The organism is Mesobacillus sp. MER 48, from assembly GCF_023714225.1.
GTDB lineage: Bacteria > Bacillota > Bacilli > Bacillales > Cytobacillaceae > Mesobacillus > Mesobacillus oceanisediminis_A.
On record NZ_JAMAUR010000002.1, the window covers coordinates 622,640 to 635,068 of the forward strand.

Annotated in this window: 11 protein-coding genes; 10 read left to right on the forward strand and 1 reads right to left on the reverse strand. The window is 45.8% G+C overall.

Annotated elements, in window-relative coordinates:
* Position 1 precedes the first annotated feature (1 nt).
* From M3593_RS09300 to M3593_RS09335, 8 genes are all read left to right on the forward strand, one after another.
* Complete coding sequence (locus M3593_RS09300) at positions 2–775, forward strand: enoyl-CoA hydratase-related protein (protein ID WP_251541868.1); 774 nt, start codon at positions 2–4, stop codon at positions 773–775.
* A gap of 31 nt (positions 776–806) precedes the next feature.
* Positions 807–2,324, forward strand: a complete 1,518-nt coding sequence (locus tag M3593_RS09305) for an aldehyde dehydrogenase family protein (RefSeq protein WP_251541866.1) — start codon at positions 807–809, stop codon at positions 2,322–2,324.
* Positions 2,325–2,580: 256 nt separating this feature from the next.
* Complete coding sequence (locus tag M3593_RS09310) at positions 2,581–3,444, forward strand: 3-hydroxyacyl-CoA dehydrogenase (protein WP_285847972.1); 864 nt, start codon at positions 2,581–2,583, stop codon at positions 3,442–3,444.
* 12 nt (positions 3,445–3,456) lie between these two features.
* Positions 3,457–4,665 (forward strand): 3-oxoadipyl-CoA thiolase, encoded by a 1,209-nt coding sequence (gene pcaF / locus M3593_RS09315; protein WP_144476031.1) that lies wholly within the window; start codon positions 3,457–3,459, stop codon positions 4,663–4,665.
* Entirely contained in the window at positions 4,666–5,442 is a 777-nt protein-coding gene (locus M3593_RS09320) for an enoyl-CoA hydratase-related protein (protein ID WP_144476030.1), read from the forward strand.
* Positions 5,443–5,573: 131 nt separating this feature from the next.
* Complete coding sequence (paaX, locus tag M3593_RS09325) at positions 5,574–6,449, forward strand: phenylacetic acid degradation operon negative regulatory protein PaaX (RefSeq protein ID WP_144476029.1); 876 nt, start codon at positions 5,574–5,576, stop codon at positions 6,447–6,449.
* A 1,194-nt stretch (positions 6,450–7,643) separates the two neighbouring features.
* Positions 7,644–8,687 (forward strand): DmpA family aminopeptidase, encoded by a 1,044-nt coding sequence (locus M3593_RS09330; RefSeq protein WP_483308913.1) that lies wholly within the window; start codon positions 7,644–7,646, stop codon positions 8,685–8,687.
* A 59-nt stretch (positions 8,688–8,746) separates the two neighbouring features.
* Complete coding sequence (locus tag M3593_RS09335; protein ID WP_251541862.1) at positions 8,747–9,421, forward strand: NAD(P)H-dependent oxidoreductase; 675 nt, start codon at positions 8,747–8,749, stop codon at positions 9,419–9,421.
* 40 nt (positions 9,422–9,461) lie between these two features.
* Here the strand turns inward: M3593_RS09335 and M3593_RS09340 are convergent, their stop codons facing one another.
* Positions 9,462–9,983 (reverse strand): gamma carbonic anhydrase family protein, encoded by a 522-nt coding sequence (locus M3593_RS09340; RefSeq protein ID WP_251541860.1) that lies wholly within the window; start codon positions 9,981–9,983, stop codon positions 9,462–9,464.
* Positions 9,984–10,057: 74 nt separating this feature from the next.
* Between M3593_RS09340 and M3593_RS09345 the strand changes: the two genes are divergently transcribed.
* Positions 10,058–11,005, forward strand: coding sequence for an NAD(P)H-dependent flavin oxidoreductase (locus M3593_RS09345; protein WP_251541859.1), 948 nt, complete (start codon positions 10,058–10,060; stop codon positions 11,003–11,005).
* A gap of 407 nt (positions 11,006–11,412) precedes the next feature.
* Positions 11,413–12,411, forward strand: a complete 999-nt coding sequence (locus tag M3593_RS09350) for an ABC transporter substrate-binding protein (protein WP_144476024.1) — start codon at positions 11,413–11,415, stop codon at positions 12,409–12,411.
* The last annotated feature ends 18 nt before the right edge of the window (positions 12,412–12,429 follow it).

Consider the following 12,429-nt stretch of genomic DNA (forward strand, 5'->3'; position numbering starts at 1 on the left):
TGTGTTCGAAACCGTTTTGTATGAAGTGCGGAACAAGGTAGCCTACATCACCCTGAACCGTCCTGATAAATTGAATGCCTTCACAGAGCAGCTGAACAGGGAGATCCAGTCGGCAATCAGGACTGCATCAAGGGACAAAGAAGTCCGTGCCCTGGTCATCACTGGTGCAGGCAGGGCATTCTGTTCGGGGGAGGATTTGGCTGGCGTGTCTGATGACATGGATCACGGGGAAGTGCTTCGAAAAAGATATAACCCAATGCTTCTTGAATTGGACCGCTGTGAAAAACCGGTGATTGCCGCTGTCAATGGTGTAGCGGCCGGTGCCGGCATGAGCCTTGCACTTGCCTGCGATTTCCGGATCGCTTCGGAAAAAGCCAGTTTTGTAGAAGCATTTATCCATGTTGGCCTCGTGCCTGATGCAGGAAACCTTTATTACCTGCCTCGTCTGATCGGTCATGCAAAAGCAATGGAACTGGCTGTTTTTGGTGAGAAGGTTCCTGCTGAAAAGGCAAAGGATCTAGGACTGATAACAGAAGTCTACTCATTGGATAACTGGAATGAAAATGTCGCGGCATTCGCAGAAAGGCTTGCCGGTATGCCAACGAAGGCAATCGGCCTGATCAAAAGAAATCTGAAAGCCAGCTGGCATTCAAGCTTTGAAGAGTATCTTGAACGAGATGCCCAGAGCCAGCGGATTGCCGGACAGACAGCTGACCATAAGGAAGGCGTCCAGGCGTTCATGGAAAAAAGAAAACCTGTTTTCAAAGGTGAATAAACGATCAATCCACTAAAAGGAGATGTTACGCGTGACGACAGTAAAAGAACAAAAATTCGAACCAATGGCGGTAAAACGAGAGACATATCAGCTGATTATCAATGGAGGTCGCCAGGACAGCGCGAATGGCGAAACATATAAGGTATATAATCCTGCTACTGGCGAAGAAATCGCCACCGTTGCCAAAGCTTCTAAAGAGGATGCGGAGCTTGCTGTCCAGGCAGCACGAAACGCATTCGATTTCGGGAAATGGCGCCATTTCCCTGTCAACAAACGTTCACGGACTCTTAATAAAATCGCATCCATTATGCGCTCCCGTTTTAATGAATTAGTAGAATTGGAGATTCTTGATACTGGTAAATCTCTTGCTGCCGCACAGGGACAGGTGATGCAGGCTATTGAAGATTTCGAGTTTTACGCAGGTGCGATCGTCAGCCACCGCGGTGCTGTCAACAGCATGCCTGGTGCATTCCAGAATATCACTGAAAAAGAGCCGGTTGGTGTATGTGCCCAGATCATTCCTTGGAATTATCCTTTGATGATGGCGGCATGGAAGGTTGCTCCGGCTATTGCTGTCGGCTGCTCCGTGATCATTAAACCAGCTTCCCTGACACCTTTGACCGCCATCGTCCTTGGTGAAATCTGCATCGAAGCTGGTGTTCCGGAAGGAGTAGTGAACGTCATCCCAGGTTCCGGCTCTGTCGTCGGAAACTATCTCGTCGAACACGATAAAGTCGACAAAGTTGCATTCACGGGCTCAACGCCTATCGGCAAGGATATCATGGCAAGAGCTTCCCAGACTCTTAAGCGCGTAACACTTGAGCTAGGCGGAAAATCACCAAGCATTGTTTTTAACGATGCTGACATTGATGCTGCAGTAGATGGATCCCTGTTTGGAATCTTCTATAATACTGGCCAATCATGTGAAGCCCGTTCACGCTTATACGTCCATGAAGATGTATACGATGAATTCATCGAGAAATTCGTGGCAAAAACAAAGCAGCTAAAGCTTGGTAATCCTTTCGATAAAGAAACACATGTCGGAGCTGTCATCAGTGAAGACCAGTTGAATGTAATCGATGGATATGTGAAATCAGCTATTGAAGACGGTGCTGAAGTTTTGACTGGAGGAAAGGCTGCCAATCTGGAAGGCTTTGAAAATGGCTATTGGTATGAGCCTACCATCATTGCTGAAACAAACCACAGCATGAAAGCTGTTAAAGAAGAAATCTTCGGACCAGTTGTAGTCGTCATGAAGTTCAAGGACGAAAAAGAAGCAGTCAAACTGGCCAACGACAGTGAATATGGCCTTGGTTCTGCAATCTGGACAAAGGATTACGGCAGAGCGACCAGGATTTCCAAGCAGATCCAGGCAGGAATCGTGATGGTCAACTGCCCATTCTCAGCATTCCCAGGCACGCCATTCGGAGGCTACAAGCAATCTGGTTTCGGCCGCGAACTTTGCATTGAAACACTTGATTTATATACAGAAACAAAGAGTATCGTCTCTTACTACGGCAGCCGCCCGCTAAACCCGTTTAACGTATAAAAAATGAGGCGAGCACTCCTCGATTCGGGTGCTCGCCTTTCAGTTTTTTATAAAGGCTCTTTTTTCAAACTTTGTTGCTATTGCTTGCAAAATAAGGTTGAAATGACCAAACTTTCTTCAGAAATTAAAGCTGATTATGAGAAAAGAGCTTGCAGACTTGGTACCGACATATAAATTAGCAATGGTCGCGTTAAAATAGGCTTTAGGATTTTAACAACTTTCTAACGAAAACAGCCTTTATTAAGGAGGATATATAATGAGAAAACTCGTCATAATCGGTTCAGGTGTAATGGGCCGAGGCATAGCCTACGTCAGCTGCCTGGGCGGATTTGAAACAGTATTGATCGATGTTGATGAAAAACAACTGTACAAGGCTGAACAGGAAATCAACAGCATCTTTGAAAAGGGGATTTCCCGCGGTAAAATCAGCTCAGACGATGCAGAATCTGCAAAATCCAGATTATCTTATTCCAACTTTCTCGCTGAGAACGTGAAGGATGCAGATCTAATAATCGAAGCTGTCCCGGAAAAAATCGATATCAAAAAGACGATTTTTGAAGTAATTGACCAGCATGCACCGTCAGACTGCCTGTTTGCATCCAACACATCGACAATGAGCCCTACGGAAATCGCCTCTTTTACGAAGCGTCCTGAGAAGGTCATTGCGATGCATTTCTTTAACCCGGTCCATAAAATGCCACTAGTTGAAATCATCCGCGGTCTGGAAACGAGCGATGAGACAGCAGAGGCAATCCAGCAGGCCGCCATCCAAATGGGCAAGGAAACGGTTATTGTCAATGAATTCCCCGGTTTCGTGACTAGCCGAATCAGCGCGCTCGTCGGGAACGAAGCATTTTATATGCTGCAGGAAGGATTGGGCACGCCAGAGGATATCGATAAGGCGATCAAGCTAGGACTGAATTATCCAATGGGACCATTTGAATTGGGCGATCTTGTAGGTCTGGATACACGCCTGAATAATTTAAAATACCTTCATGAGAAACTCGGTGAAAAATACCGTCCAGCACCACTGCTTGAGCAATATGTCAAAGCAGGCCGTCTAGGCAGGAAGACTGGGCGCGGTGTATATGACTACCGAGAATCAGTGACGGCAAAATAGAGGAGGATCAGGATGAGAGAAGTTGTGATTGTAGATGCAGTCAGGACTCCGATTGGAAGATACAACGGCAGTCTCCGTCATATCCGCCCTGATGATTTAGGTGCGATTGTCATCAAGGCATTGGTTGAGCGTAATCCAGCCGTGCCTGCCGCTGGAATCGAAGAAGTTGTATTGGGCAATGCCAACCAGGCTGGTGAGGATAACCGGAATATCGCGAGGATGTCAGGTCTGTTGGCCGGTCTGCCGGTGGAGGTTGCCGGGACAACGATCAACCGTTTATGCGGTTCAGGACTGGATGCGGTCAACTATGCAGCAAGGGCGATCCTGGCCGGAGAAGGCGATATCTTCATTGCCGGGGGAACGGAAAGCATGACCAGGGCCCCGCTTGTGATGGCAAAGCCTGAAAAAGAGTTTCCGCGCGGCAATATGGAGATGTTTGATACAACGATTGGCTGGCGTTTCATCAACAGCAAGCTAAAGGAGATGTACGGAACTGACAGCATGCCGGAGACTGCAGAAAATGTTGCTAAAAAATATAGCATCTCACGTGAAGCCCAGGACGAATTTGCAGCAGAAAGCCAGCTTCGCGCCCAAAAAGCGATGGAGGCAGGGAAGTTTGAAAATGAAATTGTTCCTGTTGTGTATGAAGATAAAAAAGGCAATAAAACGGTAATTGACACAGACGAACATCCGAGACCAGGCACGACAATCGAGAAACTGTCCAAGCTGAAGCCATTGTTCAAGGATGGTACTGTTACAGCGGGGAATGCATCTGGAGTGAATGATGGCGCGTCTGCACTGCTGCTAATGAGCCGTGAGAAGGCGGAAGAGCTGGGGCTGAAGCCGCTGGCCAAATATGTTGTGTCCGCAACTGCAGGCCTTGAGCCTTCGATCATGGGAATGGGGCCGGTCTATGCTGTCCAGAAAGCATTAAAGCGTGCGAAATTGTCTGTTGACGAAATGGATCTGATCGAACTGAACGAAGCATTCGCTGCCCAATCCCTCGGCTGCATCCAAGAGCTGGGGTTGGACCAGTCTAAGGTCAATGTCAACGGCGGAGCAATTGCGTTTGGCCATCCGCTTGGGGCAAGCGGTGCCCGAATTTTAACGACCCTTTTATATGAAATGAAAAAACGGGATTCCAAGTACGGACTTGCGACGATGTGTGTTGGCGTTGGCCAGGGAATCGCGACAATTATCGAGAATATAGGAGAGAAATAAATGAACAACATCAAATTCCAGAAAGAAAAGCACATCGCATATGTCACGATCGACCGCCCGGATTCATTGAATTGCTTCAATTATGAAACGTTGGTGGAGCTTGGGGACCTGATTGACAGACTCCATACGGATTCGGATGTAAGAGTGGTCATTTTTACAGGCGCTGGAGAGAAAGCATTCAGTGCCGGGGCGGATTTAAAGGAAAGAAAGCATCTGACCGAGGAAGAAGTGCGCCGCAATGTGAAAAAAATCCGTGATGTCTTCAGCGCTGTTGCAGAGCTGCCCCAGCCAACGATTGCCGCTGTTAACGGATTTGCATTTGGCGGAGGATTCGAATTGATGCTCGCCTGTGATTTTAAAATTGCCGCAGATAGCGCCTTAATGGGAATGACAGAGGTGAGCTGGGGGATCATTCCAGGTGCAGGCGGTACACAGCGTCTGTCAAGGCTGATTGGAGAGATGAAGGCGAAGGAATTGATTTTAACAGCAAGGAAAATCTCAGCTGAGACCGCTTATGAGCTGGGAATTCTCACTGCCGTTACCTCTAAAGAGGAAGTCATGATTGCCTGCAAGGAATTAGCCGAGGAAATTCTGCAGAACGCACCAATTGCGGTAAGGCAAGCGAAGTATGCGATCCAGCATGGAAGCAGTACTGACCTGCAGACGGGTCTCGCCATCGAATCGAAGGCGTATGAGGTAACAATACCGACAAAAGACCGTGTAGAAGCATTGAACGCATTCAGTGAAAAACGAAAGCCAGTTTTCACTGCGCAATAACCCATAGGGAGAAATCCCTGTGGTTTTTTCACATTTAAGCGCATTATTTTTGCAAAATAGTGATTATACTGTAAAATGTTTTATAACGGTTTTATAACGACTATTAAAAATGAATGAGGATGACAGAAAATTTGAATACACGATCAATGATTTTCACCCTGTATGGAGACTATATTTCCCACTATGGCAGCAAGATTTGGATCGGCAGTTTGATAAGGTTGCTAAATGAATTTGGACACAATGACCAGTCGGTGAGGGCTGCAATTTCCCGCATGAATAAGCAGGGGTGGGTGCAGGCTGAGAAAATCGGGAACAAAAGTTATTACTCGCTGACACCGCGCGGCCAGAAAAGAATCGATGAAGCAGGTAAGCGTATTTTCAAATTGAAGCCAGAAGAATGGGACGGCAAATGGAGAATCCTTATGTATACGATTCCCGAGGAAATCCGCAACGTCCGGGACGAGCTGCGCAAGGAACTGATCTGGAGCGGCTTTGGTTCGATGTCGAACAGCTTCTGGATCTCGGCCAACAATCTTGAAAGACAGGTCAAGGACTTAATTGAGAAATACGAAATAGAACAATATGTTGATTTCTTCGTTGCCGAGTATAAAGGCCCCCATGAAAACCAGCGACTGGTGGAAAAGAGCTGGGACCTTGTTGAAATAAACGCAAAGTACCAGGAATTTATCAGTGAATACAGCCAAAAATACATCATCGATAAAAACAAGATTCAAAAAGGCAGCATGACCGACGCTGAATGCTTCGTTGAACGGACCAAGCTGGTCCATGAATACAGGAAATTCCTCTTCTTTGACCCAGGACTCCCTGAAGAACTTCTGCCGGAAAAATGGCTCGGCAGCCATGCAGCAGCTTTATTCAGTGAATACTATAAAGAACTCGCAGAACCAGCATCCCGCTTCTTTGAATCTGTTTTTAAAGATGGCAATGAAATCAAGCATAAAGACGTTGACTACAATGTCATGGACCACCCGTATATCTTAGAGTAGCATCAAGCCATCCTCGATCCGTCCTGGATGGCTTTCTTTTAGTCTCCGAGTTCGGACAGGTTTAGGGCAAGAAGGAGAAAAGCTGTCCGAAGTAGCTTCATGTTCGGTCAGGTTTAATGGAAGAAGGAGAAAAGCTGTCCGAAGTAGCTTCATGTTCGGACAGGTTTCAGGAGAAAAAGCGAAAAGCTGTCCGAAGTAGCACGGAGTTCGTACAGGTTTAGGGGTAGAAAGAGAAAAGCTGTCCGAAGTTGCCCGTGGTTCGGACAGGTTTAGTGGAAGAAGGAGAAAAGCTGTCCGAAGTAGTCGCGTGTTCGGTCAGGTTTAATGGAAGAAGGAGAAAAGCTGTCCGAAGTAGCTACAGGTTCGGACAGGTTTAGTGGATGAAGGAGAAAAGCTGTCCGAAGTAGCTACAGGTTCGGACAGGTTTAGTGGATGAAGGAGAAAAGCTGTCCGAAGTAGTTTCAGGTTCGGACAGGTTTAGTGGATGAAGGAGAAAAGCTGTCCGAAGTAGCTTCGAGTTCGGACAGGTTTAAAGGAAGAAGGAGAAAAGCTGTCCGAAGTAGTTTCAAGTTCGGACAGGTTTAGTGGATGAAGGAGAAAAGCTGTCCGAAGTATACCTGAGTTCGGACAGGTTTAGGGGAAGAAGGAGAAAAGCTGTCCGAAGTAGCTACAGGTTCGGACAGGGTTAGGGGAAGAAGGAGAAAAGCTGTCCGAAGTAGCTACAGGTTCGGACAGGTTTAGGGGAAGAAGGAGAAAAGCTGTCCGAAGTAGCGCCGAGTTAGGACAGGTTTAGGGGAAGAAGGAGAAAAGCTGTCCGAAGCAGCTACAGGTTCGGACAGGTTTCAGGAGAAAAAGCGAAAAGCTGTCCGAAGTAGCCCGGAGTTCGGACAGCTTTAGGGGTAGAAAGAGAAAAGCTGTCCGAAGTAGCCCGTGGTTCGGACAGGTTTAGAGGAAGACGAAGAAAAGCTGTCCAAAGTAGCTTCAGGTTCGGACAGGTTTAAGGGAAGAAGGAGAAAAGCTGTCCGAAGTAGCGCGGAGTTCGGACAGGTTTCAGGAGGAAAAGCAAAAAGCTGTCCGAAGTAGCTTCAGGTTCGTACAAAGCTTCAACAAACCCAGCAGGAGAATGCCCGAAGCAACTATCGATTTCCACTAGAAGAAAACGTAACTGGTTTTCTACAAATAGAATCTAGGAGAATGAACATGAAAATAAGAGACAGAGGCTTTGTAATTGGCAGGATGTCCCCTGCAGCCAACAATTGTATAACCGATGTTCCTGGAGTAATGGTGGGCCATGTGACACTGGATGAACAACTGGATGACATAGGTGAGGAGTATGCCTGCACCGGTGTGACGGCGATCTTGCCGCACGGCGGAAATTTGTTCAGAGAGAAAGTTACGGCTGCCAGCTTTGTCCTTAACGGTTTTGGCAAAACGACGGGGCTTGTCCAGCTAAATGAACTTGGAACAATCGAGTCGCCCATAATGCTGACGAATACGTTTGCGGTACCGGCAGTCACTCAGGGTACTCTGGAATACATGCTTGCTGAAAATGAAGAGATTGGCGAGACGACCGGTACGATTAATATTGTGGTGGGTGAATGTAATGACAGCTATTTAAACTCGATCCGCCTTTTCCCGGTACAATCTCACCATGCAATACAAGCAATAAAGAAGGCTTCAACGACTCCTGCCGCAGAGGGTGCCGTTGGAGCAGGGAAAGGGATGGTTTGCTTCGGTCATAAAGGCGGAATAGGAACGGCTTCAAGGGTGACTGATCATACCGGTGCTTATACGGTTGGCTGCCTGGTGCTCAGTAATTTTGGCAAAAAAGAAGAGTTCATGGCAGTAAAGTATGGTATTGAGGAAATAAAAACAGGATTATCCGAAACGGCAGATGGCTCCATCATCATCATCCTGGCAACCAATGCCCCGTTAAGTGACCGCCAGCTGCTGCGGCTGGCAAAAAGATGCGGAATTGGTCTTGGCCGGACCGGGAGTCATTTTAGCCATGGAAGCGGGGATATTGTGATTGCTTTTTCAACTGCCAATAACACAACGCATCATTCAGAAGAATTTCTTTGCACAAGCAGCCAGATAAGGGATGCTCATCCGTTGATGAACGAGCTTTTCACGGCTGCAGCTGAAGCAACCGAGGAAGCCATCCTGAACTCACTCTCGCAGGCTGAATCCACCAAAGGGAGAAAAGGGAGAGTAATTGAGGCGTATCCTTTTTTGTAGGAAATTTATAAAGAAATATGATAAGTTTAAAAAAACAAAACTTGGAAGGAGAGATACATATGCAAGACAAAGAGGCTTTGAAGCAGGAGATTCTCGACGCTTTCAATTTCAGGCATGCCACAAAGCAATTTGATCCAGCCAAAAAGATTCCAGAGGAAGACTTCCGGTTTATCCTCGAGACTGGACAATTATCCCCAAGTTCTTTTGGATTTGAGCCATGGCGATTTCTTGTTGTCCAGAGTGAAGAGTTGCGCGAGAAAGTTAAAAATACCGCTTGGGGAGCGTTTGGCAAGCTTCCGGAGGCAAGCCATTTTGTGATTATCCTTGCGAGGACGAAAGTTGATACAAAATATGACTCAGAATACCTGCAGGATCATTTCAGAAATAAGAAAAAGATGCCTGAGGAATTCATGGCCAATTACCTGAAGCGAATTGAGGAATTCCAAAAGTCTGATTTTAAATTGCTTGATGGTGATCGTCCGATTTTTGATTGGGCATGCAGGCAAACTTATATTGCCCTGGCCAATATGATGACAGCAGCGGCGCAAATTGGCATTGATTCCTGTCCAATTGAAGGTTTTAATTTTGAAAAAATGAACAAGCTGCTGGAACAAGAAGGGTTGCTTGAAGATGGTCACTTTGGCATTTCGGTTATGTGTGCGTTTGGTTATCGTGTGAATGAGCCAAAGCCGAAAACGAGAAGACCACTGGATGATATCGTTAAGTGGGTTTAATATGAAAACGAAAGCCTGGCCAATGCCAGGCTTTTTCCAATTACTTTGATTCTTTAAGTGTTTCACGGTACTCCTTGCCCTTTTGAACATATGTATCGATGGAAAGCTGAATCAGTTCCAAATCTTTTTCGCCGATTTCCCGAACTACTTTACCAGGTGCACCCACTACCAGAGAGCGTGGCGGAATCTTCTTCCCGGCAGGGATCAAGGTGTTGGCCCCGATGATGCATTCCTCTCCGATTTCCGCTCCATCAAGGATCGTGGATCCCATTCCGATAATACATCTTTTCCTGATGGTACAGCCATGAAGGATTGCATTATGGCCAACAGTCACCTCGTCTTCTATGACAAGTGGCGAGCCTTCATACAGATGGCAGGTTACATTGTCCTGGATACTGCAGCTTTCGCCTATTGTAATCGTATCTTCATCTCCCCGCAAAACTGCATTGAACCAGACGCTCGAATTTTTTCCAATCTTGACGTCTCCGATAATATAGCTTCCCGGTGCCTGGAATACCGTTTCATGAACTGCCGGCTTTTTCTCTAAATAAGATAAAATCACGATAGCCACTCCTTTTCTTAATTGTCTTAATTTTAAAATTAGTATAACATTAATAATACGAAGGGGGAATTTTTGTGAATGGAATCACTTCTGTTCTGGGCATAAAATATCCAATCATCCAGGGTGGGATGGGGAACATCAGCAATGCAATTTTGACAGCGGCCGTTTCAGAGGCTGGAGGATTAGGAACCATTGGAGCCGGTACAATGACTGCTGAAGAAGTGGAACATATTATTATGGAAACCAATAAAAGGACCAAAAAGCCTTTTGCGGTGAATATTGCTTTAAGTGTTTCACCCAATGTGGTGGATATCCTCAAGCTGGCAGTCAAACAAGGGGTGAAGGTCGTCACTTTATCAGCAGGCAATCCTGCGCCTTTCATTCCCAAGCTGAAAGAAGCTGGGATCAAAGTCATAACCGTTGTTGCATCCGTTAAACAGGCGAAAAAAGCAGAAGCTGCAGGAGCAGATGTTTTAGTGGCAGAAGGATTTGAGGCAGCTGGGATCAACTCGAATCTCGAAACTACAACTTTGGCGCTCATTCCGCAGATTGTCGCCCAGGTAAACATTCCTGTTGTAGCAGCTGGCGGTATTGGGGACGGAAAAGGGCTGGCGGCCATGCTGGCACTGGGAGCAAGCGGTGTCCAAATGGGGACCCGTTTTATCGCTACTGAGGAAGCTCCATTTCATGAAGTTTATAAACAAAAGCTATTGCAGGCAAACGATCATGAAACAGTTATCGTTGGCAGGTCTGTTGGAAAAATAAGAAGACTGCTGAATACCTCTTATGCAGGAAAATTGCTGGAAGCGGAAAAACAGGGAATCACACCCGATGAGTTTGCAGAACTGACGACAGAGGACATACATAAAAAAGGCGCACTGGAAGGAAACGAAGAAACCGGGTTCATGAATGGCGGCCAGGTTTCAGGGTTGATTACTGACATTCCAACCGTACAGGAATTGCTTGAGCGGATGGTAATGGAAGCAAAAGAACGATTGAAGATTGCAGAGGCAAATTTATAATTTTACGAGGCATGCTTCTTAAAAGGGGCATGCTTTTTAATTTTGAACAAAAAATTTAAATTAATCAGAAAAAAATAATAAATACGCCTTTACTTTTATGCATAAAAGCGGTAAAGTAACCGAAAGAACTTTATTATACTTGGAGAATATTTATCTCCTAAGCAAGGGGATGGAAAAAAAAGCAAACCGAAATCTCAACATACTAAATTTTCGGAATATTATTGACACTATAATGGGCTGGTGTTAATATAACGTTATATTTACGGTGTCTATAGTAAATATCATACTTTTTGGAATCGCTTTCAAAAAGTTCCAAGTCAAATTAAAAATGGTGCGTTCCGGCTGTCTAAAAGTATTAAACATACATAAATCAAAGCCGGTTTATAAAAAAATCAAGGGGGATTAACATGAAAAAATCAGTAAAAGCTATTTCTCTTGTACTAGCCAGTGCTTTGCTATTGGCTGGCTGTGGAGGAAAAGAATCATCAAATGGTTCAGCAGAAAAAGATCAATACAAAATCGGTTTGACCCAATTCGCGGAGCATCCATCACTAGATGCGGCGACAGAAGGCTTTAAAAAGGCCCTCGAGGAAAAAGGCTTTAAGGAAGGTGAAAATGTAACATATGACTTCCAGAACGCACAAGCTGACATGAACAATACAGCAACGATTGCCAACAACTTTGTCGGCGACAAGGTCGATCTGATCTTTGCCAATGCAACCCCGAGCGCTGTAGCAGCACTTAATGCAACAAAGGATATACCAATCATTTTCACATCTGTGACAGACCCTGTGGGAGCGGGACTTGTGGAAGCATTCGACAAGCCTGGCGACAATATCACTGGTACGACTGATAATCATCCAGATGCGACGAAAAAAACCATCGACTTCATGACAAATGAAATCGGAGCCAAGAAAATCGGGGTGATCTACAATGCTGGTGAACAGAACTCCGAAGTTCAGCTGAAGGAAGTGAAGAAGCTTGCAGAAGCAAATGGAGCGAAAGTAGTGGAAGCTTCCATTTCAACATCTGCCGAAGTCAAGCAGGCAGCTGAGTCTCTCGTAGGCCGTGTTGATGCGATCTACGTGCCAACGGACAATACTGTCGTATCTGCACTTGAATCAGTAATCTCTGTAGCAAACGGAAAGAAGATCCCATTGTTTGTTGGGGAACTTGATTCAATGAAACGCGGTGCAGTAGCAGCCAGCGGTTTCAACTACTATGACATCGGCTACCAATCAGGTCTAATGGCAGCAAAAATTTTATCAGGCGACAAGAAAGCATCTGAAATCCCTGTAGAACTTCCAGAATCTCTGACACTGACAATCAATAAAAAAGCTGCAGAAGCACAAGGTGTTGAGGTCAAGGAAGAATGGGGAGACAACGCTGAATTTTACGAAGAATAAGAGAAAGGATGATTCAAC